The sequence below is a fragment of the Pedobacter sp. KLB.chiD genome (assembly GCF_047040275.1).
GTDB lineage: Bacteria > Bacteroidota > Bacteroidia > Sphingobacteriales > Sphingobacteriaceae > Pedobacter.
This window is the reverse complement of sequence record NZ_CP178207.1, coordinates 3,008,664-3,033,701: the sequence shown is the minus strand read 5'-3', so window position 1 is coordinate 3,033,701 and position 25,038 is coordinate 3,008,664. Positions and strand designations below refer to the sequence as shown.

At 38.8% G+C, this 25,038-nt stretch carries 24 protein-coding genes; 10 read left to right on the top strand and 14 right to left on the bottom strand.

All coding sequences use genetic code 11. From position 1 onward, the window contains the following. Window positions 1-31 precede the first annotated feature (31 nt). Entirely contained in the window at window positions 32-2,503 is a 2,472-nt protein-coding gene (lon, locus tag ACK1I8_RS12465) for an endopeptidase La (RefSeq protein WP_412465712.1), read from the bottom strand. 318 nt (window positions 2,504-2,821) lie between these two features. On the opposite strand from lon, the gene ACK1I8_RS12460 reads away from it, so the two are divergent. Continuing rightward, window positions 2,822-3,442, top strand: coding sequence for a tetratricopeptide repeat protein (locus tag ACK1I8_RS12460; protein WP_293785117.1), 621 nt, complete (start codon window positions 2,822-2,824; stop codon window positions 3,440-3,442). Window positions 3,443-3,492: 50 nt separating this feature from the next. Here ACK1I8_RS12460 and ACK1I8_RS12455 read toward each other — a convergent pair whose 3' ends face one another. Both ACK1I8_RS12455 and gpmI read right to left on the bottom strand, forming a co-directional pair. Next, window positions 3,493-4,023, bottom strand: a complete 531-nt coding sequence (locus tag ACK1I8_RS12455) for a hypothetical protein (protein WP_412465711.1) — start codon at window positions 4,021-4,023, stop codon at window positions 3,493-3,495. Next, window positions 4,023-5,546 (bottom strand): 2,3-bisphosphoglycerate-independent phosphoglycerate mutase, encoded by a 1,524-nt coding sequence (gene gpmI, locus ACK1I8_RS12450; protein ID WP_412465710.1) that lies wholly within the window; start codon window positions 5,544-5,546, stop codon window positions 4,023-4,025. The genes ACK1I8_RS12455 and gpmI overlap by 1 nt, the downstream gene beginning before the upstream one ends. A 205-nt stretch (window positions 5,547-5,751) precedes the next feature. On the opposite strand from gpmI, the gene ACK1I8_RS12445 reads away from it, so the two are divergent. From ACK1I8_RS12445 to ACK1I8_RS12430, 4 genes are all read left to right on the top strand, one after another. Beyond that, complete coding sequence (locus tag ACK1I8_RS12445) at window positions 5,752-6,117, top strand: DUF4783 domain-containing protein (protein ID WP_412465709.1); 366 nt, start codon at window positions 5,752-5,754, stop codon at window positions 6,115-6,117. 131 nt (window positions 6,118-6,248) lie between these two features. Continuing rightward, window positions 6,249-7,091 carry a carboxylating nicotinate-nucleotide diphosphorylase gene (gene nadC / locus ACK1I8_RS12440; protein ID WP_412465708.1) on the top strand — a complete coding sequence of 281 codons (843 nt, stop codon included), beginning with the start codon at window positions 6,249-6,251 and terminating at the stop codon, window positions 7,089-7,091. A 49-nt stretch (window positions 7,092-7,140) separates the two neighbouring features. Continuing rightward, a complete protein-coding gene (gene plsY / locus ACK1I8_RS12435) occupies window positions 7,141-7,788 on the top strand; it encodes a glycerol-3-phosphate 1-O-acyltransferase PlsY (protein WP_293785107.1) in 648 nt (215 codons plus the stop codon). Window positions 7,789-7,884: 96 nt separating this feature from the next. After that, entirely contained in the window at window positions 7,885-8,691 is an 807-nt protein-coding gene (locus ACK1I8_RS12430; RefSeq protein WP_412465707.1) for a M48 family metallopeptidase, read from the top strand. A 265-nt stretch (window positions 8,692-8,956) separates the two neighbouring features. Here ACK1I8_RS12430 and ACK1I8_RS12425 read toward each other — a convergent pair whose 3' ends face one another. The 6 genes from ACK1I8_RS12425 to ACK1I8_RS12400 all read right to left on the bottom strand — a co-directional run bounded on the left by ACK1I8_RS12425 (window position 8,957) and on the right by ACK1I8_RS12400 (window position 15,305). Beyond that, window positions 8,957-10,213: an anthranilate synthase component I family protein gene (locus tag ACK1I8_RS12425; RefSeq protein WP_412465706.1), complete on the bottom strand. Its 1,257-nt coding sequence runs from the start codon at window positions 10,211-10,213 to the stop codon at window positions 8,957-8,959. Between the two features lie 106 nt (window positions 10,214-10,319). Further along, entirely contained in the window at window positions 10,320-10,625 is a 306-nt protein-coding gene (locus tag ACK1I8_RS12420; protein WP_412465705.1) for a type II toxin-antitoxin system RelE/ParE family toxin, read from the bottom strand. Then, a complete protein-coding gene (locus ACK1I8_RS12415; RefSeq protein ID WP_412465704.1) occupies window positions 10,619-10,846 on the bottom strand; it encodes a hypothetical protein in 228 nt (75 codons plus the stop codon). The genes ACK1I8_RS12420 and ACK1I8_RS12415 overlap by 7 nt, the downstream gene beginning before the upstream one ends. A 256-nt stretch (window positions 10,847-11,102) precedes the next feature. Further along, window positions 11,103-12,383 carry an adenylosuccinate synthase gene (locus ACK1I8_RS12410; protein ID WP_412465703.1) on the bottom strand — a complete coding sequence of 427 codons (1,281 nt, stop codon included), beginning with the start codon at window positions 12,381-12,383 and terminating at the stop codon, window positions 11,103-11,105. Window positions 12,384-12,421: 38 nt separating this feature from the next. After that, complete coding sequence (locus ACK1I8_RS12405) at window positions 12,422-12,919, bottom strand: Fur family transcriptional regulator (protein WP_412465702.1); 498 nt, start codon at window positions 12,917-12,919, stop codon at window positions 12,422-12,424. 178 nt (window positions 12,920-13,097) lie between these two features. Continuing rightward, window positions 13,098-15,305, bottom strand: a complete 2,208-nt coding sequence (locus ACK1I8_RS12400) for a RelA/SpoT family protein (RefSeq protein ID WP_412465701.1) — start codon at window positions 15,303-15,305, stop codon at window positions 13,098-13,100. 109 nt (window positions 15,306-15,414) lie between these two features. On the opposite strand from ACK1I8_RS12400, the gene ACK1I8_RS12395 reads away from it, so the two are divergent. The 4 genes from ACK1I8_RS12395 (at window position 15,415) to ACK1I8_RS12380 (ending at window position 19,015) form a co-directional block, all read left to right on the top strand. Further along, window positions 15,415-16,029 carry a DUF4294 domain-containing protein gene (locus ACK1I8_RS12395; RefSeq protein WP_412465700.1) on the top strand — a complete coding sequence of 205 codons (615 nt, stop codon included), beginning with the start codon at window positions 15,415-15,417 and terminating at the stop codon, window positions 16,027-16,029. A 6-nt stretch (window positions 16,030-16,035) separates the two neighbouring features. Then, the gene (locus ACK1I8_RS12390) at window positions 16,036-16,548 is read left to right on the top strand and encodes a glutathione peroxidase (RefSeq protein ID WP_412465699.1); all 513 of its coding nucleotides are present in this window, start codon (window positions 16,036-16,038) and stop codon (window positions 16,546-16,548) included. A 7-nt stretch (window positions 16,549-16,555) separates the two neighbouring features. Continuing rightward, window positions 16,556-17,272, top strand: a complete 717-nt coding sequence (gene bshB1, locus ACK1I8_RS12385) for a bacillithiol biosynthesis deacetylase BshB1 (protein WP_412465698.1) — start codon at window positions 16,556-16,558, stop codon at window positions 17,270-17,272. A 381-nt stretch (window positions 17,273-17,653) separates the two neighbouring features. Then, a complete protein-coding gene (locus ACK1I8_RS12380; RefSeq protein WP_412465697.1) occupies window positions 17,654-19,015 on the top strand; it encodes an acyl-CoA dehydrogenase family protein in 1,362 nt (453 codons plus the stop codon). 984 nt (window positions 19,016-19,999) lie between these two features. On the opposite strand, the gene ACK1I8_RS12375 is transcribed toward ACK1I8_RS12380, so the two are convergent. The 3 genes from ACK1I8_RS12375 to ACK1I8_RS12365 all read right to left on the bottom strand — a co-directional run bounded on the left by ACK1I8_RS12375 (window position 20,000) and on the right by ACK1I8_RS12365 (window position 22,503). Further along, window positions 20,000-20,401 carry a hypothetical protein gene (locus tag ACK1I8_RS12375; RefSeq protein WP_412465696.1) on the bottom strand — a complete coding sequence of 134 codons (402 nt, stop codon included), beginning with the start codon at window positions 20,399-20,401 and terminating at the stop codon, window positions 20,000-20,002. Window positions 20,402-20,403: 2 nt separating this feature from the next. Continuing rightward, window positions 20,404-21,735: an L-lysine 6-transaminase gene (gene lat / locus ACK1I8_RS12370; RefSeq protein WP_412465695.1), complete on the bottom strand. Its 1,332-nt coding sequence runs from the start codon at window positions 21,733-21,735 to the stop codon at window positions 20,404-20,406. 237 nt (window positions 21,736-21,972) lie between these two features. After that, the gene (locus ACK1I8_RS12365) at window positions 21,973-22,503 is read right to left on the bottom strand and encodes an NAD(P)H-dependent oxidoreductase (protein WP_412465694.1); all 531 of its coding nucleotides are present in this window, start codon (window positions 22,501-22,503) and stop codon (window positions 21,973-21,975) included. A gap of 97 nt (window positions 22,504-22,600) precedes the next feature. On the opposite strand from ACK1I8_RS12365, the gene ACK1I8_RS12360 reads away from it, so the two are divergent. Further along, complete coding sequence (locus tag ACK1I8_RS12360) at window positions 22,601-22,990, top strand: winged helix-turn-helix transcriptional regulator (protein ID WP_412465693.1); 390 nt, start codon at window positions 22,601-22,603, stop codon at window positions 22,988-22,990. A gap of 14 nt (window positions 22,991-23,004) precedes the next feature. Here the strand turns inward: ACK1I8_RS12360 and ACK1I8_RS12355 are convergent, their stop codons facing one another. Together ACK1I8_RS12355 and ACK1I8_RS12350 are read right to left on the bottom strand one after the other, a co-directional pair. Then, window positions 23,005-23,874 (bottom strand): 1-aminocyclopropane-1-carboxylate deaminase/D-cysteine desulfhydrase, encoded by an 870-nt coding sequence (locus ACK1I8_RS12355; protein WP_412465692.1) that lies wholly within the window; start codon window positions 23,872-23,874, stop codon window positions 23,005-23,007. 65 nt (window positions 23,875-23,939) lie between these two features. Beyond that, window positions 23,940-24,968 (bottom strand): DUF6588 family protein, encoded by a 1,029-nt coding sequence (locus ACK1I8_RS12350; RefSeq protein ID WP_412465691.1) that lies wholly within the window; start codon window positions 24,966-24,968, stop codon window positions 23,940-23,942. Window positions 24,969-25,038 lie beyond the last annotated feature (70 nt).

Below are 25,038 nucleotides of genomic sequence, written 5' to 3'. Positions count from 1 at the left end.
TTTTGATCGTTCTCTGTTAAAAGATTAGAAATTAGTTCACAATCGGCGCAATTTTAATGCTTAAATCTAAAGGTTTTTTTACTTTGTTTTTAGTCAATGCCAATTCAATCACTTCGCTCATTTCAGTTACATAATGGAAAGTTAAATCTTTAATATAACTTTCTTTAATCTCTAAAATATCTTTACGATTGCTTCTGCAAAGGATAATTTCTTTAATGTTAGCCCTTTTGGCAGCCAGTATTTTTTCTTTAATGCCACCTACCGGAAGCACTTTTCCGCGCAAAGTAATCTCGCCGGTCATGGCTAAATGCTGTTTTACCTTACGTTGGGTAAAGGCTGAAGTTAACGCCGTTAACATCGTTATTCCTGCCGATGGACCATCTTTAGGCGTAGCACCTGCCGGAACGTGTACGTGTACATCCCAATTATCGAACAAAGTATAATCGATGCCAAATTCTGCAGCATGTGCGCGTAAGTAAGCCAGTGCAATTACCGCTGATTCTTTCATTACATCGCCCAGATTACCAGTTAAGGTCAATTTCCCTTTTCCAGGACTTAAACTCGATTCGATAAATAAAATATCTCCACCAACACTCGTCCACGCTAAACCTGTAACAACACCGGCCACTTCGTTGCCTTCGTACAAATCTTTATCATAAATAGGAGCGCCAAGAATACGTTCTACATCATCATTGCCCAGGTTTGCATCATAGGTTTCTTCCATGGCAATTTTTGTAGCTACGCCACGTACTAAAGAGCCTATTTTTTTCTCTAAACCACGTACACCAGATTCTCTGGTGTAATCTTCAATTACTTTTTCAATCAAGGCAGGTTTAATGGAAATATCTTTGGTCTGCAAACCATGATTTTCTTTCTGTTTGGGCAACAGGTATTTCTTGGCAATCTCTATTTTCTCTTCAATGGTATATCCATTCACTTCAATAATCTCCATACGATCTAATAAAGCGGGCTGTATGGTGCTTAAAGAGTTTGCCGTAGCAATAAACAGGATGTTCGACAAATCATAATCCACCTCTACATAATGATCGTAAAAAGCATTGTTCTGCTCAGGGTCTAAAACCTCCAGCAAAGCTGATGATGGATCGCCACGGTGATCGGTACCTACTTTATCAATCTCATCCAGCACAAAAACGGGATTATCTGCTCCAGCCTTTTTAATAGATGAAATGATACGGCCCGGCATGGCACCGATATAGGTTTTGCGGTGACCACGTATTTCTGCTTCATCGCGGATACCGCCTAAAGCCATGCGCACATATTTACGGCCTAATGCTTTTGCAATTGATTTTCCCAAAGATGTTTTACCAACTCCCGGAGGGCCAACCAAACACAAAATCGGGGCTTTCATATTGCGTTTTAGTTTTAATACAGCCAGATATTCAATAATACGCTGCTTTACTTTTTCTAAACCAAAATGGTCTTTATCTAAAATGCGCTGTGCTCTTTTTAGGTCGAAATTATCCTTTGTAAACTCGTTCCAGGGTAGATCCAAAAGTAATTCCAGGTAGTTTAACTGTACCGAATAATCAGGTGCGGCAGGATTCATTCTACCTAGTTTATCGATTTCTTTATCAAAATGATCGGCTACGGCCTGCGTCCATTTTTTCTTTTTAGCCCTTTCCTGTAATGCGTCGAATTCTAAATCAGCAGCATTACCGCCAAGTTCTTCCTGGATGGTTTTTAGCTGTTGATTTAAAAAATAATCGCGTTGCTGTTTATCTAAATCAGTACGTACTTTTGATTGGATCTGGTTTCTCAATTCCAGCATCTGCAGTTCTACCATCAAGAGCTCCATTACCTTTTGCGCTCTTTCCTGCAATTTATCCATTTCAAGGATTTTTTGCTTATCGGCCATTTCGGCATTCATATTTGATGAAATGAAATTGATCAAAAATGAATTGCTTTCTATGTTCTTCAGCGCAATACTGGCTTCGCTCGGGATATTTGGTGAAAGCTGGATAATCTGCGCAGACATCTCTCGAATAGAAGCAATCAGGGCTTTAAATTCTTTATCTGCCTTATGTTTTTGCTCTACAAATTTTTTAACAACTGCTTTGATATAAGGTTCGTTCTGTACTTCTTCAATCAAACTGAAACGTTGTTTACCCTGGATAATGACTGTCGTATTTCCATCCGGCATCTGCAACAGTTTAATAATATTGGCCACCGTACCAACAGTGTTAAGCTGCTCAAAAGTAGGATCTTCAATAGAAACGTCTTTTTGAGAAACCACCCCAATAATCTTATTTCCTTTATAAGCTTCCTTAATTAACTTAATCGATTTGTCTCTTCCCACGGTAATCGGAATAACGACTCCCGGAAATAAAACGGTATTTCGCAAAGGCAATATGGCCAGGGTTTCCGGCGTTTCCTCATTGTTCATTTCCTCTTCGTCCTGTTGAGACATTAAAGGAAAAAACTCGGTATCTTCATTTATGATTGGCATTGCTGTTTGGAAATCAAATATATCTTGTTTACTCATTATCACATTTTCCGCTAACGACAAACTGGCAGTTTAGTCGTATTTAATTTGTTTAATTTTAGTATTCATTTCATAAATTCAACTCTTGTGCCAAAATGAAAATAATATTAATCATATGTTAAAAAGGCAGAGTAATATAAATATTTTTGCCAATATCATATAAAGTATTTTTTAGCGTTTAAGCTAGTGTTTAGGGCAACTGGTTTTTAATGAAAGAAAATTAAAAACTTTTAAATTATCAGAATAGGATTATATTGCAAAAAAATTCCTCTAATAAATTTGGTTAGGGGTTAGATTGGTTACACTTATTACTCATACATGGACTATTTTAAAAAGGCGATTTTAGGATTAATGATTTTCACATCAACAGGTAGTTTCGCGCAGAGCAGTTACGAAAGGAGCATGCAGGCGATGATGAAAGGTGATTATAAAACCGCGGCTATGCAATTAGAAAAGGCTGACGCTAAAACTCCCGATAATGCACACGTACTCCAAATGCTTGGATATTCTTACTTCCAAAACCGCGAATACGAAAAATGTATTGCCACTTACAGCCGCTTGTTAAACATCAAACCTTCTGAGGTTTCGGCATATTATTATCGTGGTATAGCAAGGTTGAAAATAGCTAACGATCCTAAAGAATCGTTAAATACCATGCGCGAAAATTTTTATCTGGCCTCCCTTAAAGATTTTACAAAAGCCATTGAGATTAACGGTGATGAAGATGCTCAAATGTTTCAGAACCGTGGTTTAGCTTATAAGGATTATGCAATTTTCAGATCTTTTAAAGCAAAGAAAAAAGAAGAAAAAGCAGCTTGTATAGCTTTATTCAATAACTCTATCGCTGATTTTCAGAAAGTACTCACTTTGCAGCCTTTAAGAAAAGATATTATTGATTGGGTAACCTACGATAAGGCGCAGATTGCAAGCCTGAAATAAATATGGCCTTTACAATCAAAAGGGACCTGATGTAGATCAGGTCCCTTTTTTTATTTCAGTTTTCCAATAACAGCGTATCTTTTAGCCGTTAATAGCTTGATTTTCTGTTGTTTTTTGATGCTGTACAAGCTGTCAGGAAAGTAAGTTAACGTATCCTGAGATCGGTAAACGATATTTTTGTTATCGATAATGATCTCTATTTTACCTACCTTCTTACCTTTCCAGCTAATCGAAACCTTTTTAACGGGAATCTTATTATGATCTGAAGTATAAACATCTACACCGTTTTGTTCTTTCGTTTTAAAACTTCCTTTCCAGGATGTTTTATTGATGTCTGCGTTAACAAAAATAGCGAGCTCCTTTGTCCAGTCGGCAATTTTAGCACTTTTGCTTTCAATTGTCCCGTTTACACTAACGGTTTTATTTACAGTGGGGTTTAGTTTTTGTAAACGCGAAATTTCTTTTTCAAAATATCCTTTTATATTGAAATATACTAAATTGGTATTTGCTTCAGCTTCTTTTCGCTGGTTGCAGGAAAGCAATGCCAAAGCAAATACCGGGATAAAAAGTTTTTTGATCATTATACTAAAACATTTCCTGTCATTTCTGCTGGAATAGCCACACCCATTATTTTGAGGATAGTAGGGGCAATGTCGCCCAATTTACCATCTGCAATGGTTTTATAGTCTTTGTCAATCAAAATGCAGGGAACCAGGTTGGTGGTATGTGCAGTATTGACAGATCCATCTGCGTTTATCATAAATTCGGAGTTTCCATGATCGGCCAGGAGGATGAACGAATAACCATTTTCCAAACCTTTGTTTACAACGGTTTCGGCACATTTATCTGCAGTTTCGACTGCTTTTACCACGGCTTCAAAAACACCGGTATGGCCCACCATATCCGGGTTGGCAAAGTTTAAGCAGATAAAATCAGCCCATCCTGTTTCCATTTCTTTGGTGATGGCATCCGTAATGCCTGCAGCACTCATTTCAGGTTGAAGATCGTAAGTTGCTACTTTTGGCGAAGGAATTAAAATGCGTTTCTCATTGGCAAATTCAGCTTCTCTACCGCCAGAGAAGAAGAAAGTTACGTGAGGGTATTTTTCAGTTTCGGCAATACGGATCTGATTTTTATTGTTATTGGCCAATACTTCGCCAATGGTTTGGGTTAAATCATCTTTGGTGAAGATTACATTTACCTTTTCAAAACTCTCATCGTAGGTAGTCATGGTAACATAATACAATGGCAGTTTATGCATTTGCTGCTCCGGGAAATCTTTTTGTGTCAAAGCTGTTGTAATCTCACGTCCCCTGTCGGTACGGAAATTGAAACAGATAACCACATCATCATTTTGAATGGTGGCTACGGGAGTACCGTCATCTTGTGTCAACACGATTGGTTTTAAAAACTCGTCAGTAATACCATCTGCATAAGATTTTTTGATTGCAGCTAAAGCATCCTGGGTTTTTTCGCCAATGCCATTAACCATCACATCATAAGCTTGCTTAACGCGTTCCCAACGGTTATCACGGTCCATGGCGTAGTAACGGCCAACCATGGTAGCCAGTTTAGCATTGGAATTTTGTATGTGGTTTTCCAGATCGGTAATAAAGCCCAGACCAGAGTTTGGATCCGTATCACGGCCATCTAAAAAAGCATGTACAAAAGAGTTGGGTACATTTGCTTCATTCGCGGCATCGCACAAGGCTTTTAAATGTTCGATATGTGCATGTACACCACCATTCGAAACCAGCCCGATAAAATGAACCGCTTTATGATGTTGCCTGGCATAATCGAATGCGCTGACTAAAACAGGGTTGTGGTGCAATTCCCTGTCGGCTATCGCTTTATTAATTCTTCCAAGCTCCTGGTAAACTACCCTGCCTGCACCTAAGTTCATGTGCCCAACTTCTGAATTACCCATTTGTCCTGCAGGTAAGCCTACGGCTTCACCAGATGCCTCCAGTTTAGAGTTTGGATATTTCTGTAATAATGAGTCGAAAAAAGGAGTATTGGCAGCATACGCAGCATCAGAATTATCTTGTTTTCCATAACCCCAGCCATCTAGGATTATAAGCGCGAGTTTTTTATCGTTTACCATTTTTATTGTAAAATTTATTGATCTATGTCAAAACATTTTCATGGATACCATGTTTAGTATTTTGTTTGCATGGCAAATATAACTTTATTGAGGCGTATACAAATGAAGAAATCCTTTTTTTGATATGCTAATGGCATAATTTTAGCTATAGGGTTCTGTATAAAATACAGAAATGATCCGGAGCTTATTTTTACTCATAATTAGTTTGTCATCGTTATATCACCCAAATGCCTTCCAGGCTGATATAATCGATGATTTGTCGTCGTATTTTAAGGCTGGAAACGCTAAAGAAATTGCTAAAGATTTTGCTTCAACCATCGAACTGATCATTATTGATGAAGAAGATGTATATTCTAAAGCACAGGGTGAACAGATTCTGAGGGATTTTTTTATCAAGCACCCCCCGGTAAAAACAAGTATTTTCCATAAAATCAATACCAATCCAAATTATCGTTTTGGTGTAATCATATTGAGTACTGCCAAAGAAACCTTCAGGGTTTCAATCACCATGAAAAAATTCAATACCAGCTTTTCTATTACAGAACTAAGAATAGAGCCTGCAAAGGATTAGTTTTAATTATCTGTTTGATTTTAGAAGCCTTCTGAATCTCAGGCTAAATTGGATTTACCATTCACATTAAACATTCAGGAAATTGCCTGCTAACAAATAATTCTTATTTTTGCGGCACTAAAATCAACATTTTGGATATTCAACTGATACATCAATTCATCAAAAATGCCCTTGCCGAAGATGTTGGGGACGGCGATCATACATCACTTTCTACCATTCCGCAAGGAACACAAGGAAAAACGAAACTGATTATCAAAGAAGATGGTATTTTAGCTGGAATCGAACTGGCTATTGAAATATTTAAGGAGGTTGATCCCAGCTTGAAAGTTGATGTGTTGCTGCAAGATGGTGTGGCCGTTAAATTTGGTGATATCGCCCTAACCGTTGCGGGAAGTACACATTCCATTTTAATAGCCGAGCGATTGGTATTAAACTGTATGCAGCGCATGAGCGGTATTGCTACTAAAACCCATCGCATCGTTTCGCTGTTGAAAACGACTAAGACCAAGATTTTAGATACCCGTAAAACCACTCCTGGTTTGCGTTATTTAGAAAAATGGGCAGTAAGGATTGGTGGAGGAGTAAATCACCGCATAGGTTTATATGATATGATCCTGATTAAGGATAACCATGTAGATTATGCAGGAGGAATTTCAAATGCCATTACAGCTGCTCAAAAATATCTGGCAGATCAAAATAAATCACTTCAAATTGAAATCGAGGTTCGGAACCTGGAAGAGTTAAAACAGGTTTTAGCTGTTGGCGGAATAGACCGGATTATGCTGGATAATTTCAGTTTCGAAGACTTAAAGGCTGCAGTTGCATTAATCGACGGAAAATTTATTACCGAGGCTTCCGGAGGGATTACTGAAGAGAACGTAGCCGCATACGCTTCTTGCGGAGTAGATTTTATATCGATGGGCGCGCTTACACATTCTGTGAAAAGCCTGGATATGAGTTTAAAAGCATACTAAATTGATTTGCTATAAAATTAAAAGCTTATTTTTTGTAACATTGTAGGCTATGGTTACGGTTTATTCTCTCAGCGCGTTATTAGTTGCTTACCTTTTCGGGTCTATACCAACAGCTGTATGGCTAGGTCAGGCCTTTTATGGCATTGACGTTAGGGAATATGGGAGTGGCAACGCCGGCGCAACAAATACTTTCAGGGTATTGGGCAAAAAAGCCGGAATTGCCGTGATGATTATTGATATTGCAAAAGGCTACACCGCAACCAATTTAGCCTATCTGATTGGCATGTCAGTTACCGGGCCACAAAATTCAGTTGTTTTTGTTAACTATCAGCTCGCTTTAGGCGTAACCGCAGTAATGGGGCATTTGTTTCCTGTTTTTGCCGGTTTTAGGGGCGGTAAAGGTGTAGCTACACTTTTTGGAATGATTTTGGCAGTCAACTTCGAAGCATCTATGCTTTGCGTTCTGGTTTTTGTGATCGTACTGCTTTTAACTAAATATGTTTCATTAAGCTCCATTTGTGCAGGATTTACATTTCCGTTAAGTGTCGTTTTCCTGTTTCAGGTTTCCATCAAATCTGAAGTGCTTTATGGCATGGTGGTTTGTATTTTAATTCTGGTTACCCATCAGAAAAACCTCGAAAGATTGCTGAAAGGCAAAGAATCAAAAGTGTATTTGTTTAGAAAGAAAACTAATTAACTTACAAAACACATTTCTTTAAAACTTATTTATAGGCTTACTGTTTAATCAACGGCTTTTTGCTTATCAGTTTACGAATTATTTAAAATCGCATTTATGAAAAAAATATTTTTAGCAGCCAGTGTTGCTGGGGTCTTATTGTTTAATTCATGTTCTACTGTTCCTTTAACAGGCCGTAGCCGATTTGATCTGGTAAGTAACGACCAGGTTTTGCCAATGGCATTTCAAGCCTATAATACCTTTTTAACAGAAAATAAATCAGCCGTTTTACCCGCTTCAAATGCTCAGGCCTTGAAGGTTAAAACTGTTGGGAACCGATTAATTACCGCAGTAAAGTCGTATATGAACAGCAACAACTATGGTAATCTGATTGCTGATTATCAATGGGAAGTTAATGTTGTGCAAAATAATGAAAAAAATGCCTGGTGTATGCCCGGAGGTAAAATTGTGGTTTATACAGGCATTTTGCCTGTTACCCAGGATGATGCCGGTTTAGCAACTGTTATGGGGCACGAGATTGCCCACGCCATTGCGGGCCATTCAGCAGAACGGATGTCGCAGGAAATGGTCGCTCAGGGGATTGGGGCCGCTGCAGGTGTAGCGCTGTCTAAAAATCCGCGAACACAATCTATTTTTAATACATTATATGGTGTAGGTACGCCTGTTGCGATGTTGAAATTTAGCCGTAACCAAGAGTTAGAAGCCGATCGTTTAGGCCTGATTTTTATGGCCATGGCCGGATATAATCCACAAAATGCTACTGCTTTCTGGAATAGGATGGCTTCGGCCTCTGCAGGCGGACAAAGACCACCTGAGTTTTTGAGCACCCACCCAAGTGACGCGACCCGTATTGCACAGATTCAAAAATATTTACCTGAAGCGCAACAGTATTATAAAAGATAAGCCTTAGGGTTGAAGGTGTAGGGATGAAGGTTAAGGGTGAAAGGTTGAAAGGTTTATTGTGAAACAAACACGCGTCTGGTCTTAGCATCTCGCTAAGACCTTTTTGTTTAAAGATTTTTCACTGCGTTCAGAATGACAGACTCTTTTAGTAAAGCTGTAGCGGGACGCTACGACTAATATAGTGCCTCCGTTCTCTTTATCCTTCAGGGTCTTTCTTATTGAAATTCTGAAATGAATTCAGAATGACGACTTGCCCTTAACCTATTTAACCCGCTAATACCTTTAAAATTGCGCTCGCTTTCAATAAACACTCTTCGTATTCTAAAAAAGCATCACTTTGGTAGGTGATGGCTCCTCCAACCTGAAATGATAAATATTTTGATTCAGCATTATATAAGATACTTCTGATCACCACGTTAAAATCGAAGTCGCCATCAGGTGTTATATATCCAAAAGAGCCTGAATAAATGCCCCTTTTGGTCACTTCATATTCTTCAATCAATTTCATGGCTTTAACCTTTGGCGCCCCCGTCATGGAGCCCATTGGAAATGTATTTTTGATTGCATCAACACAATGGATCTCAGGATTTAATTCGCAGCTAATGGTCGAAATCATTTGGTGAACCTGCGGGAAGCTATAGATGCCAAATAATTCATCAACGGTAACAGAACCTTTGACTGCAGATTTAGTGAGATCATGACGTACCAAATCAACAATCATTACATTTTCTGCCTGTTCTTTAATGCTGTTTCGGAGCTGTACTTTTATAGCAATATCTTTTTCAGGATCCGAACTTCTTTTTGCCGTGCCCTTGATAGGTTGCGTTATAAGCCTTGATCCACGTTTGCACAGAAATCTTTCTGGTGTGGCAGACAAAATGTATTTACCATAAACCTTAAAATAACCTGCAAATGGAGTAGGAGACACCTGATTTAAGACTTCAAAAGTATGGACGGGCTCTATTTCGGCGTTTTCTGCAAAAAACTCCTGACAAAAATTGATTTCATAAATATCCCCTCGTTGGATGTGGTTCCTTAGCGCTTCAACTTTATCTATATATTGATCTTTTGATAATCTTGTTAAAATCTGTGTGGTTTCAGATTGTTTTTTAACATCAAATGTGAATGATTCGATCTCTTCTAAAACAGGCCGATCGCCAAGCAGAACTTCAGCTTTGCCATCTTTAAAAGCAATCAGGTATCTGGGAACAAAAAAATATAAATCTGCAAAATTTAATCCATCAGGATGATGAGATTGAAGTGTTTCTATTTCGTTTTTTAAATCGTAGCTGAAATAACCGAAAACCCATTGTGTGTGTACATCATAAAAACTTTTTAACTGATCAAAACCATTGCCCGATGAGCACTTTAGTTCGTTGCCTACACCAGCAGCGATTATGAAATCATACGCCGAATAAGCATCTTTATAATCGTTTGAATCCAAAAAGCAACAGACTTCGAACTGGTTGGCCCAGTGTAATGCTTTTCGTTTAAAATCGGATATGTTTTGCGAAGTTTTCAAGTTGCCGCAAAGGTAAAAATAGAGATGGCAATTGTAAGAAATTAATTTTTATCTCTTGAAAGAACAACGTAGTTTTCTGGAGAGAGGAGACTATAAAATAATAGAATTAATGTTTTTTAGGATTCATTTTGGTATGTCTAACCCTCAATATTCTTATTACCTGATTTTCGTTTCGATAAGATATCCTAAAATGATGTTTTTCAAAAGCACGATATGTCCCGTCGTTATCTTTTTTATATTGATCAATCTTATGTTTTTCAGGATACTGAACTATATTTTCTACTGCCTGGGTTAAATCATTTATAACCATTATTGCATTTTGGACAGATTCTTGGCTAATGTAATTATAGATTTCTCTTAATTGGCTTTTTGCCTGCTTAGTCCAGACAATTACAAGATGTTTGGTTACCAACTTTTAATCTCATTTAATAAATCACTGTGGGAAATATAATTGCCATTTCTAAACTCATGCTCTGCTGCTAAAAGCTCATTATTATAGGCTTCGATGGTAACGTTTGAATTTTCTTTTTTTTCTTTTATAAATGCTTTAAGCATTTTTACTAAAGAAGTTTTTTCGGCATCGTCTAGCTGGGTAAAATAATTTAACATTTCGCTTTCTAAGATAGTTGCCATAATAAAATATTTATACTCAAAAATAACTAAATTGAAGAAGGAAAACAAACTGCTGAAATCAATTTATTATCTCAATTCAAAAAGAGTTGTCAACGCTCTAACGCTATTTCTATTTAAGTCAACAACTGTTGAACGAAAAAAGCAATCCGTTAAGGATTGCTTTCTTATATCTGTCGTCATGCTGATCCGATAGCTATCGGATTTATTTAAGCATCTTACATTCCTTGAAATGAATTCATGTGGACGAAAATGGTATTTATCTTAATTCTAAAGTCTGTGCCCTGTCTGGTCCTACAGAAAGGAATTTGACCGGCACTTCGAGTTCTTTTTCCAGGAATGCAATATATTCAGTTAGTTTAGCAGGAATTTCCTCAACCGACGTGATTTTAGTTACATCTGTAGCCCAGCCATCAATTGCCTTTAATACCGGTTTTGGTTCGATAGAAATAATGTCATAAGGCATGTAATCAATCGTTTCGCCGTTATATTCGTAGTGGGTACAAGCATAAATGGTCTCGAAAGTATCTAAAACATCGGCCTTCATCATAATTAATTCGGTAACACCGTTTAACATGATGGCATATTTTAGCGCAGGAAGATCAATCCAGCCACAACGACGGGCACGCCCTGTAGTTGCACCAAATTCATGACCAAGGGCACGTAAATTCTCACCAACTTCGTTATCCAACTCGGTAGGGAAAGGACCGCCACCAACACGAGTGCAATAGGCTTTGAAAATACCATAAACAGCACCTACTTTATTAGGCGCAATACCTAAACCGGTACAGGCACCTGCAGTTGTGGTGTTGCTTGAAGTTACAAAAGGATAGGAGCCAAAATCAACGTCTAACAATGTTCCTTGTGCACCTTCTGCTAAAACCGCTTTTCCTTCTTTTAGGAACCCGTTTACATAATGTTCGCTATCTACATGCGGAATGGTTTTTAAGAATTCGATTGCTTCAAAAAATAATGCTTCTTTTTCTGATAATTCATATTCAAAACCTTCGTAATGAGAAAGAATTTCGGTATGTTTTTCTACCAGTTTGGCATAACGCTCTTTAAAATCAGGTAGGGTTGTATCGCCAACGCGTAAACCATTACGCCCTGTTTTGTCCATATACGTCGGACCAATACCTTTTAAGGTCGATCCGATTTTATTTTTACCCATGCGCGCTTCATTAGCTGCATCCAATAACTGGTGGGTTGGTAAAATCAGGTGTGCTTTACGGGCAATCACCAGTTTGCCATCGGCAATCGGGTCGTGACCAGCTTTTTTTAAATTATCTAACTCTCTTTTCAGGATAATCGGGTCGATTACTACTCCGTTACCGATTAGATTCATAGTTTTTTCGTTAAAAATTCCTGATGGGATGGTATTTAAAACGAATTTTTTGCCATCAAACTCTAAAGTATGTCCGGCATTTGGGCCACCCTGGAAACGGGCGATAAGATCATATTTTGGACTTAGTACATCAACGATTTTTCCCTTTCCTTCATCGCCCCATTGCAGGCCGAGAAGTACATCTACTTGCGTCATTATTTAATAAATTAGGCTGGTTTTATTTGTATTTTGATTTAATTTTGTTCAATTTTTTCGACTGTTGCCACACTTTCACTTACTTTTCTGGCCATGCTGCAATCAGAGCAGAAACCATAAAGATTTAACGAATGGTGTTTAACATCAAATTTTAAAAGATCTCCAACCATGGTTTGGATCTGGTGGATACGTGGATCACAGAATTCTACTACTTTACCACATTCTATACAGATCACGTGATCATGCTGGCGGTAACCATAAGATTTTTCGAATTGTGCCATGTTTTTACCAAACTGGTGCTTGGTAACTAAATCGCAGGAAACCAATAACTCCAATGTGTTATACACCGTAGCACGACTAACGCGATACTTTTGGTTTTTCATGTGGATATACAGGGTTTCTACATCAAAGTGGTCGTTTCTTGAATATATTTCTTCCAATATAGCGAAACGCTCTGGTGTTTTACGTAGATTTTTGTTTTCTAAATAAGCCTCAAAAATCTTGCGAACGAGCTCATTTGTTTTTTGTTCAGACATAGTTTTTAAACTCCATTCAAAGGTAGTTAATTAGTTTGATTGTTCGAGGATCAGATTGTTTAAATGTTGTAATAAGTCGGAGGTTTGAGGTCAGGAGTCAGAAGTTGAAATCGCAAAACTTCTGACTTAGACTCGAAACCCTGACGTCCGACTCCGGACTCCCGACTTTCGGACTCCTTTAGGCATCAAACCTGGTTACTCCGGTAACGCCTCTAACTTTTAATAAATTTTTAATCAGATTTTCGAGGTGTTCGGTATCATTTACAAAAATCATAATTGAACCATCAAAAATCCCCTCATTGGTATCAACAGTAATTGAGCGCATATTTACTTTAAAATCAGTAGAAATAACGCGTGTAATGTTGTTGATTAAGCCAACATCATCAATACCCACGATACGTAAGCCGGTTAAGAAAGTTAATTCCTGTTGTTTGTTCCATTTGGCTTTAACCACACGATAGCCGTAATTGGCCATCAGCTGTGCTGCATTTGGGCAATTGGTGCGGTGTATTTTTATTCCTTCGCTCACGGTGATGAATCCAAAAACGTCATCGCCCGGTATTGGGTTACAGCAGGCTGCCAGCGTATAATCGATACGCTGCATATCTTCGCCAATAAGTAAAATATCAGATTCTCCACCTTTAATTTTACTTTTTATTCCATCAACAGAAAGATTTTCAGGGCGTTCCGGACTACGGCTTTCCACTTCTTTTCCACTAGACAGGTACTCTTTAATATCTTTCAGTTCTATTTTTCCAAGGGCAACATTCACAAAGAGTTCCTGGGTAGAAGGTAGCTTAAAGAAGTAACTCAGTTTTTGGATATTATCGGTATTGTAGGTGATTTTAAGCGATTTCAGTTTTCTTTCTAAAATCTCCTTGCCATTTTCCGCAATTTTCCGCTTTTCTTCTTTTAATGACGATTTAATTTTCGATTTGGCTTTAGCCGTAACCACAACATTCAGCCAGTCTTCTTTAGGAGTTTGTTTACTCGAGGTTATGATCTCTACCTGATCGCCATTTTGAAGTTTATAGGAGATAGGTACCAGCTTGTGGTTAACCTTGGCACCAATACAGGTTGCACCTACATCGGTATGGATCTCGAAAGCAAAATCCAATGCGGTAGCGCCCAAAGGCAACTGGATTAAAGCACCTTTTGGTGTGAAAATAAAAATCTCATCCGAGAAAAGGTTCATTTTAAAATCGTCGAGAAAATCTAAAGCGTTGGCTTCAGGATTACTCAACATTTCGCGTACTTTCTGGATCCATTGATCGAGACCATTGTCGTTGCTTGATTCTTTGTATTTCCAATGTGCCGCGAAACCCTTTTCTGCAATCTCATTCATGCGTTGCGTACGGATCTGCACTTCCACCCATTGTCCGCGGGGTCCCATTACCGTGGTGTGCAAACTTTCGTAGCCATTTCCTTTCGGCGATGACACCCAGTCGCGTAACCGATCCGGATTTGGGCGGTATAAATCGGTTACGATGGAATATGCTTTCCAGCAATCGGCCTTTTCATTTTCCGGAGCTGAATCCAGAATGATCCGGATGGCGAAAAGATCGTACACTTCCTCGAAAGGGATGTTTTTCTTTTTCATCTTGTTCCAGATGGAGTGTATAGACTTAGGTCTGCCATAAACATCGGCAACTAAACCTTGTTCATGCACGATCTCATCAATAGGCTCTACGAATTTTTTGATAAAAAGCGCACGTTCGGCTTTTTTCTCGTTTAATTTTTTGGCGATGAACTTATAAGTATCAGGATCAAGATATTTCATGGAAAGATCTTCCAATTCTGATTTTATGGCGTATAAACCTAAACGGTGAGCCAGGGGGGCGTACAGATAAATGGTTTCTGAAGCGATTTTAAGCTGCTTGTGGCGGGGCATAAAATCCATGGTGCGCATATTGTGCAAACGATCGGCGAGTTTGATCAGGATTACGCGTACATCATCCGCCAGGGTAAGCAGCATTTTACGGAAATTCTCTGCCTGTAATGAGCTGTTGGTATCGAAAACACCTGATATTTTGGTTAAGCCATCGATAATTTTAGCCGTTTTTTTGCCAAATTCCCTTTCAATATCTTCTAAAGTGATATCAGTGTCTTCCACCACATCATGGAGTAACGCACATACGATGGAGGTTGTCCCCAGTCCAATTTCTTCGGCAGCAATCTGTGCTACAGCGATGGGATGATAAATGTAGGGTTCTCCCGACTTCCGGCGCATATCTTTATGGCTTTCGAGTGCCATATCAAAAGCTTTTCGGATTTCTTTTTTATCACCTTTCTGTAATGTAGATTTACTTGCCCGAAGTAATGCCCTATATCTTTTTAGAATCTCTTGCTTTTCCGCCTCTAAATCAATCACTAACTCTGTTTTCATTTGTATTTTTTGCGTAAAAATTGCGTCTTATTTATGAATAAAACTTATATTAGTTCTGTGAAACAACTAATATATGAAATAACACCTAACTTTGTAAAAGTATAAATTTATGAAATTTAAAGGGCTATTTTTTCTTTGTATTGTAATGATTTATGGTGTTTCACTGCAGGCGCAGGAGCCAACTGCCCCTGTATTCCCTAAATTGGGTAAAAGCGATACTATAAAAGTAGCCTCTACAAACGATAACGGAGTGATGATCCCATGGATGCAATTGAATGAGGTTAACATTTATGCGGCCAGAATTTGGAAATCGCCGGCTGAACAGGCCGCTTATAACCGTTTACGGTATAATGTATTAAAGGTAATGCCTTATGCTCTGTTTGCCAAACGCCGTTACGAACAATTGGAACAGGATTTAGCCAAAACTTCAGAAAAGAAAGAACAAAAACAATTGGTTAAGCAATGTGATAAAGAAATCAAAGACATGTTTAACCGTGAAATAAAAGAGTTAACGATTACTCAAGGTCAGATTTTAACGAAACTGATCGATCGTGAACTGGGCAGAACAACATATGATATTGTAAAGCAAACCAAGGGTGGTTTTGCCGCATTTTCTTATCAGATTGTTGCCCGAGTGGTAGGACATAATTTAAAAAGTACTTACGATCCGAATACAGATAGGGATATAGAATCTATTATCCGTACCTCAGGGTTTTATCAATAATACATCATGCCGGATAGCATCCCAAATATTTATTCATTTAAGGTTAAGAGAATTAATGGCGAAGAACAGCAGTTGTCAGCCTACCGAAACAAAGTTATTTTAATTGTAAATACTGCATCCGAATGTGGTTTTACGCCTCAATTGAAGGAATTACAACAGCTTAAAGATGAGATTAACAGCCCCGATTTTGAAATCCTGGGCTTTCCTGCCAACGATTTTGGAAAGCAGGAGCCTTTAAACGGATCTGATATTGAATCTTTTTGTGAGATTAACCATGGAGTAAAATTTCCGGTTTTTGATAAGATCATCGTTCGCGGGCCACATGCTCACCCACTTTATCAGTTCCTGAGCGATAAAAAACAAAACTCTAAATTAAGTTCGAAGCCCCGTTGGAACTTTCATAAATACCTCGTGAACAAAAATGGCGAACTGGAGGATTATTTCTTACCATTTACCAAACCGTTGAGTTCAAAAATCAAAAAGAAAATTCAGCAATTGCTGAACCAAAATGCCCATTAATTACAACATGAAATTAGATATTCTAGTGATTGCCGTGCATCCCGATGATGCGGAGCTTTGCTGTTCAGGTACGATTTTAAAACATATTGCCCTAGGTAAAAAAGTGGGCATTGTAGATTTAACCAGAGGTGAGCTGGGTACACGTGGTACAGCAGAAACGAGAGATGAAGAAGCTGCAGATTCAGCTAAAATTTTAGGCTTGCATATCCGTGAAAATTTGAGAATGAGAGATGGATTTTTTCAGAACGACGAATTTCACCGTTTAGAAGTGATTAAAGCCATTAGAAAATATCAGCCAGAAATTATTTTAAGCAACGCACTGGAAGACCGCCATCCCGACCATGGGAGAGCGGGCGACCTGGTTTACGATTCGGTTTTTTTATCGGGTTTACCAAAAATAGAAACCTCAATAGATGGGATTAAGCAAGATGCACATCGCCCCAGGTTGTTATTGCAATTTATTCAGGATCGGTATTTAAAACCTGATATTATCGTCGATATATCTGATCATATGGATAAAAAGATAGAATCGATTCAGGCTTTTAAAACACAGTTTTATAATCCGGATGTCGAAGGTCAACAGACCTATATCTCCTCTCCGGAATTTTTTGAAAGCGTAATCGGCCGTTCAAGAGAGTTTGGTAAAAGCATAGGCGCCACTTTTGGCGAAGGTTTTACTTCGCGAAAATTGTTGGGCGTAGATAATTTATTTGATTTAAGGTAGGTCTTTTTTTAACCGCAAAGCTCGCAGAGAAAGGTGCAAAGCCGGCCACATTTTCCTTGATGTGTTTAAACTTCAATGCCCTCTGTGGAAAAACTTAAATAATGCTTTGATCTTAACCACAGAGACTCTCAGAGAAAGGCACAAAGCGCATCGAGCTGGGTCCATTTTTTAATGACTTGAAACCTCAAATGTCTTTGTGAAAAAGTTTTGCGCCCTTAGCGGTTAAAATCTCTGTGTTCCTCTGGGCAAACCTCAGTGCCTTCTGTGGTAAAAATAACATGATGCTTTTCGTTTCTCTGCGGAAAAACTTTGCGCCCTTTGCGGTTATTTTGACAGTCCAACAAAACAGCCCTTCATTTGTTATTCTCAAAACGAATAATAATGGCGAATATATTCTCATCTCTTAAAAACGCTTACCAACTTTTCAAACATGTAGACTTCGATAAGTTGGAAGCCTTATCAAAAAAAGTCGATTTACCCAAAATGGTCGAAACGATATCCAGCCTGGACGATAAACAGATTCAGGGGATGATGAAAATGATGGGCGGATCAGGCAAAAAGAAAGAATTGCCGCCTATTGAAGGCGACTTTTATCATTTGGGCGATGAAGCTTTAAAGGACGAAGACCGTGAGCTTCAGCTAAAAGTGCGGGCTTTTTTAGAGCGCGAAGTAAAACCCCTTGTTAACCATTACTGGAACAAAGCAGAATTTCCTTTTGAAATAATTCCAAAACTGGCTGAACTCAACATTTGTGGTTTAACCTATAAGGGTTATGGTTGTCCGGGGAAATCAAATTTGATGGAAGGCATTTTAGCCATGGAAATGGCCAGGATTGATACTTCCATATCTACTTTTTTTGGTGTACAGAGTGGTTTGGCCATGGGTTCGATTTACATATGTGGCTCCGAAGAACAAAAGCAGCAATGGTTGCCGCTCATGCAACAATTTAAAATCATCGGGGCATTTGGGTTAACAGAGCCTGAAGTAGGGTCTGCTGCAGCCGGCGGACTAACCACAACATGCAAAAAAGTAAATGGCAAATGGGTATTAAATGGTCAGAAAAAATGGATTGGTAATGCCACGTTTGCTGATATCTTAATTATTTGGGCGCGTGATGAAGAAAGCGGGGAAGTAAAAGGGTTTATCGTAAAAAAAGATAATCCGGGTTTTGCTGTAGAGAAAATGCAGGATAAAATGGCCCTAAGGATTGTACAGAATGGAATTATTACCTTAACCGATTGTGAAGTAGAAGAAGCTGATCGCCTGCAAAATGCCAACTCATTTAAAGATACCGCAAAGGTTTTACAAATGACACGGGCAGGCGTGGCCTGGCAGGCAGTAGGTTGTGCACGCGGCGCTTATGAAAATGCTTTGGAATATACGCGTAGCCGAAAACAGTTTGGTAAACCTATAGCATCTTTTCAATTGATTCAAAATCACCTCGTAGAAATGTTATCGAATTTAACGGCAATGCAAACACTTTGTTTCCGTTTATCGCAACTACAGGACCAAGGTTTATTAAAAGATGAACATGCTTCGCTAGCCAAGGTTTTCTGTTCATTAAGAACGCGTGATGTAGTAAGCAAAGCAAGAGAAGTGATGGGCGGGAATGGTATTTTACTGGAATACAACGTAGCACGTTTTGTGGCCGATGCTGAAGCGATTTATTCTTACGAGGGTACCAAAGAAATTAACACCTTGATTGTTGGTAGGGCAATAACGGGATTTTCAGCTTTTGTTTAATCTTTAAATGGCTTGTGAGGGGCGTTGAGCGCAGCGTTTCTGGTGAAAAGGCTAATGGTATTGGGTTTTCAAATTCGGTGTCGCAAAAATGAGTCGGAGACTTTTTCCCATTCGTTAACCCGTAGATTCTTTCAGCACTTAACTGGCAGCCTAAGATAACACAGACCAGGGCGGATTAGCGGCGTTTTTTCTCTGTGGCACAAACCTGGTTTATAAACCCGATTGGAACGGATGCCAAATTCCTTCAAATTGGCAGGAGGGAAAGCGGCCGAAAATACCAAATGCTCAGAACCCTTCATTTCCAAATCACGTGAATAATCTATTTTATAATCAACGCTTTAAGGTTTAGATTCCTTTAATACGGATGCTTATTAAATGTCCTATTCTGTTCATAGCGTCTGTACGAATTCGCTTATGGCAATGAGTTTTTAAACTCAATGATAAGCAAGGGGTATGAGAATCTTTTCCATTTGTTATTCGTAGAGCCTTTCAGAAGCTACGGAAAGCCTATGTCAGGTTGTTGAACAATTATATCTTGACTAGACTATTAGTATTATATATTTTGCATGTTCCGTTCTGTGCGGACACAGACCGGGGCGGATTAGCGTTTTTTCCCTTGGCACCAACTTGGTTTATAATCAATAATAGGCAATGGGTCGGAGACTCTTTGCCATTGGTATTCCGTAGAGCCTTTCAGAATGCTACGGACAGCCTATGTCAGGTTGCTGAACAATTATACCTTGACTAGACGACTAGTATATATTCTGAATGTTCCGTTCTGTGCGGACACAGACCGGGGCGGATGAGAGGAGTTTTTTCTCTGTGGCACAAACCTGGTTTATAAACCCGATTGGAACGGATGCCAATTTCCTTCAAATTGGCAGTATGGAAAGCGGGGCAGAAAATACGAAATGCTCAGAACCCTTCATTTGCAAATCACAGGAATAACCTATTCTATATCAACGCGCTGAGGTTTAGATTCCTTTAATACGGATATTTATTAAATGCTACCTGGCTCATCGCGCTTTTTTCATATAGTGCAATACAGTCTTTGTTAAAAGCGGGATCGAAATTTACCGCACCGGGCTGTAGGATTTGTGGAATCTTTGCAGTTTGCATGAAAAAATAAACTTTGGTATTACCATATTTGGTATGGGGCATTAAATTACCATAATCTTCCATTTCTTTCCAGATCGAATCTTTGACCGTTACCACATAAATCCGTTGTACCGGGCCGGTGTTGTTGGCGTTTCTGTATTTGGCGATTTCTTTGAAGCCAGCTTTCATATCGTCAACCCCAGGTTGATTAACGATATCTTTAACCATGAAAAAGATCAATGCCAAAACCCCAGCAACCAGAAAATAAACAAACGATTTTCTCTTCATGCCTACAATAAAGGCAATATTTTTTCCATAACCGTCAGGCCTTCGTCAATATGCTTTTGCGCTATGCAAAGTGCCGGACGGAAACGTATTGTTTTCTCTCCACAACCTAAAAACATCACATTGTTTTCCAGTCCTTTGCTAATAAATGTATTGCGCATTTCTTTTGTCGGGAAATCGAAAGAACATAATAAGCCTCGTCCGCGTACATTTGTCATTTGATCAAATTTATGCGATAGGTTTTCTAATTGATCTTTTAAGTAAGCGCCTACTTTTGCTGCGTTTTCACACAGCTGATCTTCTTCCACGATCTGTAAAATCTGTGAGGAACGTACCATATCAACCAAATTGCCGCCCCATGTAGAGTTGATCCGGCTGGGCACTTTAAATACATTGCTTTCCATTTCGTCTACCTTGTTGCCAACAAGAATGCCACAAACCTGCATTTTTTTACCAAAAGCGATAATATCTGGTCGGGCTTTTTCGCTAAAGTGCTGGTGACACCAGAATTTACCGGTTAACCCTACACCGGTTTGTACTTCATCATAAATCAAAAAGGCATCATTTTCATCGGCTAAAGCTTTAAGTTGAATCAAAAAATCTTCCCGTAGGTGATTATCTCCGCCTTCTGATTGAATAGGTTCTATGATGATGGCGCAGATGTCATCTTTATGCGCTGCAAAGGCTTTTTTGATCTGGGCCAATGAAACTTCTTCAGTAGCAATGGCATGATTTAAATTATTTCCTGTAAGTGGAAATTTAACTTCCGGAACAGCTACCCTTGGCCAATCGAACTTGGCAAACCATTTTGTTTTATCGGGCAGGGTATTGGTTAAGCTCAGCGTATAACCTGTACGGCCGTGGAAAGCCTTTTCAAAGTGCAAAACCTTAAAACCTTTTTCTTCAATATATCCTTTTGAAAAGTTTTTCTGAACTTTCCAGTCCATGGCCACCTTAATGGCGTTTTCTACCGCTAAGCCTCCACCTGCAATAAAAAAAGCGTGTGGCAGATAATCAGGAATGCCAATTTTAGAAAATGTTTCCACGAACTGTGCGTACTGTTGCGTATAAACATCGGAGTTTGATGGATTGGCCAAAGCGGCGAGCAGAAGATTCTTTTTAAAAGTTTCATCATTAACCATTTTAGGATGATTATAACCTAAAGGAACCGAAGCAAAACAAGTGAAAAAATCGAGTAAAGTCCTATTGTATTTGGAATCGTAAATGTAAGCGCCGTGACTTTTTTCCATATCATAAGTCAGGTCGAAACCATCGGCCAAAATGTGTTTACTTAACGATTCGTTAACGCGATCTGCAGGTACTGTTAATTGATACATAAACTTGGTTTTGGTATAATCCAAATTTAGCTAAATGTGCCTAAAATCAAAATTTAAGCACTTTTTCTGCATTTTGCCTAAAAAATAGGTTTAAACAGTTTAAAGTATGATTATAGACAAAATCGGGTTTTGGACTTCACAGATGTGGAAAACTTTTTAGATGGAATTCTGCACAATAAATACTTTTTGCCATATAGTTTACATATTGAATAGTATTTGTTGGTGAAGAATGGTATCTCATAGTTTGTCAAGAAAATCAAGGTACAGCGGAACACTTTTTTCAACCCATTCTGCTGAGGTGTTATGCTCAATTCCATAATAGGCATAAAATGGTCTATAATCGGCCTTAACATATTCAAAGGAAAGCTCAAAAGGACGTGTGAGTTCTTCAAGGGGATATTTATAAACACCGGAAGAACTGAGTTCTTGTTGATCCACACCTAATGAAATGGCTAAGGCAATTTTTTTTCCCGCGAGTTTGTAGCCACTTTTGCTTCCGTATGCCCAGCCATGTGTAAGTACCTCATCTAACCATTTTTTAAAAAAGGCCGGGCAGTTAAACCAGTAGTAAGGAAACTGGAATACGATTTTTTCATGTTCTTCAATCAGCTTTTGTTCAGCAGGCACATTAATTTCTTCGTCAGGATAAACCTCATGCAATTGATGCACTTGGAATTTCTCGGGGAATTTATGAAGTTCTTTAATCCATCTCTTGTTGACAATAGAGTTTTGGATATCGGGATGAATAACGATAATGAGTGTTTTCATATTGGTAGTCGTAAATAATCAGCTACAAAAATAAGATAGTTTACCTGAAATAGGTATATTGGCTACCAATTGTGTGGTACTATAAAAAATGTAAGTAATGTCGAAGATCAAGGAAACATCGACCAATTTTGCTAATAAACAGGCGCTGGCCGATGAATGTTCAGAAGTTTATGCGGCCAATATCATCGGAGGGCAGTGGGCATTGGTCATCTGCTCCTGGTTAATTAATGGCAAGCTCAGATTTGGCGAGTTGAAAAAACTGTTGCCCAATATTACCGAACGCATGTTGACCCTTCAGCTTCGAAAACTGGAAGAAAACAAAATTGTTAAACGCACTATTTATGCAGAGGTACCGCCACGTGTAGAATACGAATTAACGCCAATAGGTTACGAACTGAAAGCCGTTATAAAACAACTGGAAAGTTGGGGAGATAAACATAAGGCATTGGATTCTGCAAACCGTTCAAACATGATCAAAAGCAATTGAACTAAGAGGATCTTCTAAAACTTATCTTTCATTCCGAAAAGGCCCATTAGCCCCCCGGTGTGAATAGCCAATACTTTTTCTTCTTTGCCAATAACGCCTTTTTTTGTTAAATCCTGAATGGCATAAAACATTTTTGCCGTATAAACAGGATCTAGGAGTACTCCGGTTTTTGCCGTAAAGTTTTTGATAAAGCTAATCAGTTCGGGAGTGGTTTTGGCATAACCTCCAAAATGATAATCAAGATGCAGTTTGAGATGACCGGATACAGCGGTATATTTTGCTATTTCTGTTTGAATAAAAGAAGCTCCCTTTAATACAGGAATGATATGCAACTTCGTATTTAATCCCTGTTCCTGGATCCCGCTCAACAAGCCTGCCGCTGTAGTTCCGGTTCCGGCAGCACAAAAGATGTGGTCGTATGTTTCGGTAAGCTCATTGATTATTTCCGCACAGCCAAAAGTGGCTTCCATTGATGCCCCGCCTTCATCTATGAAATACGCCTGATCATCATTTTTAAAATGTATATTAAACAGTTGGTATTTCTCCCGGTAACTTTCGCGGTCGGTAAAAATGAGTTTCATCCCAAATAAATGGCATAGCAGCAACATCTCATTTTTTACTTCCTCTCCACGTACAAAAGCAGTTGATTTAAGTCCTGAACGCGATGCTGCGGCTGCTGTGGCCACCAGGTGGTTAGAATAAGCACCACCAAAAGTAACCAGATGCGTTTTGTTTTCGGCTTGTGCTTTGGCCAGTATATGTTTAAGTTTGCGCCATTTATTTCCGGAAATGTAAGGATCAATAAGATCATCCCTTTTCACATAGAAGTTGCTAAAAGGTGTAAATGCTATCTTTTGTACCGGACTGAATATTTCTTCGAACACGTGTAAAAATAAAAAACACCCGGGTATTCCAGATGTTTTTTAGAAATATAATATATTGGGTGTCTTTATTTCCCGATGCCCAATCCTATACCAGCATTAACCATACTGTATTTAGCAGCAGTATATGACCCGTAAAATTTAAAGAAACCAAATTTTAACTGAAAACCCAGACTTCCTCTTATACCATCAATATCAGTTTGTTTTACAGAGATAGGATCAACATAAGTGGCGTTGTTTGCACCATCTTCAAATTTATAGGTACCAAGTGCTTTTAAATTGGTGTTCGAAGTTTGATAACCGATGCTGGCAAAAGGGGTGAAGAAAATTATTTTTTTAGAAACGATCGCATCAAAGTTTACGCCATTGAATTTAGCATCAATACGCTGATCTGAATTTGCGGTATTATTAATATTCAGAGGCAGATTATATTTGTACTGCGTAAATCCTCCTGCTACTGCAATATCAACCGGGATTAATTTCTCTGTGGTTGAGCCCATAAAAAGGGGTAAAAGTTCAACTTTTGCACCGAAGCCGATCATCGATAAACTTCCCAGATCATTTCCCAGCTTAATCTTTGGCATGGCCCGCAAGGTAATATCAATGTTTTTGGGCAAGCCCATAGTAGCTTGTATCTGTGCCGACGGTACCACGTGGAAACCCAAACCTTGTGGAAGATTAAAAAACTTATTGGTAGGGATCCCACTGCTGGTGTAAATCTGCATTCTTCCACCTTCGCGGTCATCGCCAAATGCGGTAGGGCCTATAGAAGACGATCCAGGTGCCGGTTTAACATTGCTTAAACCTAATGTATTTACATCATAGCTTCTGGCAGATTGCGGAACAAAGGCTGCAGAAGCAGACACACGGACATCAAATTTCAAAAATCCTTTGGACTGGGCCGTGTTCGACCAGCCGTCAGTTAAACCTAAGCCCAGGCCTTTGTATAGCGGGTCAAAATAGGCATTAACCAGTTTGGTCGCATCGGCCGGCCCTCCAACAAATAGTCCTCCGACATCTTGTTGAGCACTTGCATTTTGAGCCATTACCCATAAAAATAAGGCACATACGGCCTTTAAAGCGTAGCATTTTTTCATATATAATAATTTGATTAAGAGTAAAGATAAAACTGTTTTTTGCAAAACAGCAATCATTAAAAAATTCTTG

What these genes read in the sequence shown, in the direction of transcription:
- lon (WP_412465712.1), bottom strand. Translation starts at nt 2,503, where the DNA reads ATGAGTAAACAAGATATATTTGATTTCCAAACAGCAATGCCAATCATA.
- ACK1I8_RS12460 (WP_293785117.1), top strand. Translation starts at nt 2,822, where the DNA reads ATGGACTATTTTAAAAAGGCGATTTTAGGATTAATGATTTTCACATCA.
- ACK1I8_RS12455 (WP_412465711.1), bottom strand. Translation starts at nt 4,023, where the DNA reads ATGATCAAAAAACTTTTTATCCCGGTATTTGCTTTGGCATTGCTTTCC.
- gpmI (WP_412465710.1), bottom strand. Translation starts at nt 5,546, where the DNA reads ATGGTAAACGATAAAAAACTCGCGCTTATAATCCTAGATGGCTGGGGT.
- plsY (WP_293785107.1), top strand. Translation starts at nt 7,141, where the DNA reads ATGGTTACGGTTTATTCTCTCAGCGCGTTATTAGTTGCTTACCTTTTC.
- ACK1I8_RS12430 (WP_412465707.1), top strand. Translation starts at nt 7,885, where the DNA reads ATGAAAAAAATATTTTTAGCAGCCAGTGTTGCTGGGGTCTTATTGTTT.
- ACK1I8_RS12415 (WP_412465704.1), bottom strand. Translation starts at nt 10,846, where the DNA reads ATGGCAACTATCTTAGAAAGCGAAATGTTAAATTATTTTACCCAGCTA.
- ACK1I8_RS12410 (WP_412465703.1), bottom strand. Translation starts at nt 12,383, where the DNA reads ATGACGCAAGTAGATGTACTTCTCGGCCTGCAATGGGGCGATGAAGGA.
- ACK1I8_RS12405 (WP_412465702.1), bottom strand. Translation starts at nt 12,919, where the DNA reads ATGTCTGAACAAAAAACAAATGAGCTCGTTCGCAAGATTTTTGAGGCT.
- ACK1I8_RS12400 (WP_412465701.1), bottom strand. Translation starts at nt 15,305, where the DNA reads ATGAAAACAGAGTTAGTGATTGATTTAGAGGCGGAAAAGCAAGAGATT.
- ACK1I8_RS12395 (WP_412465700.1), top strand. Translation starts at nt 15,415, where the DNA reads ATGAAATTTAAAGGGCTATTTTTTCTTTGTATTGTAATGATTTATGGT.
- ACK1I8_RS12390 (WP_412465699.1), top strand. Translation starts at nt 16,036, where the DNA reads ATGCCGGATAGCATCCCAAATATTTATTCATTTAAGGTTAAGAGAATT.
- bshB1 (WP_412465698.1), top strand. Translation starts at nt 16,556, where the DNA reads ATGAAATTAGATATTCTAGTGATTGCCGTGCATCCCGATGATGCGGAG.
- ACK1I8_RS12380 (WP_412465697.1), top strand. Translation starts at nt 17,654, where the DNA reads ATGGCGAATATATTCTCATCTCTTAAAAACGCTTACCAACTTTTCAAA.
- ACK1I8_RS12375 (WP_412465696.1), bottom strand. Translation starts at nt 20,401, where the DNA reads ATGAAGAGAAAATCGTTTGTTTATTTTCTGGTTGCTGGGGTTTTGGCA.
- lat (WP_412465695.1), bottom strand. Translation starts at nt 21,735, where the DNA reads ATGTATCAATTAACAGTACCTGCAGATCGCGTTAACGAATCGTTAAGT.
- ACK1I8_RS12365 (WP_412465694.1), bottom strand. Translation starts at nt 22,503, where the DNA reads ATGAAAACACTCATTATCGTTATTCATCCCGATATCCAAAACTCTATT.
- ACK1I8_RS12360 (WP_412465693.1), top strand. Translation starts at nt 22,601, where the DNA reads ATGTCGAAGATCAAGGAAACATCGACCAATTTTGCTAATAAACAGGCG.
- ACK1I8_RS12350 (WP_412465691.1), bottom strand. Translation starts at nt 24,968, where the DNA reads ATGAAAAAATGCTACGCTTTAAAGGCCGTATGTGCCTTATTTTTATGG.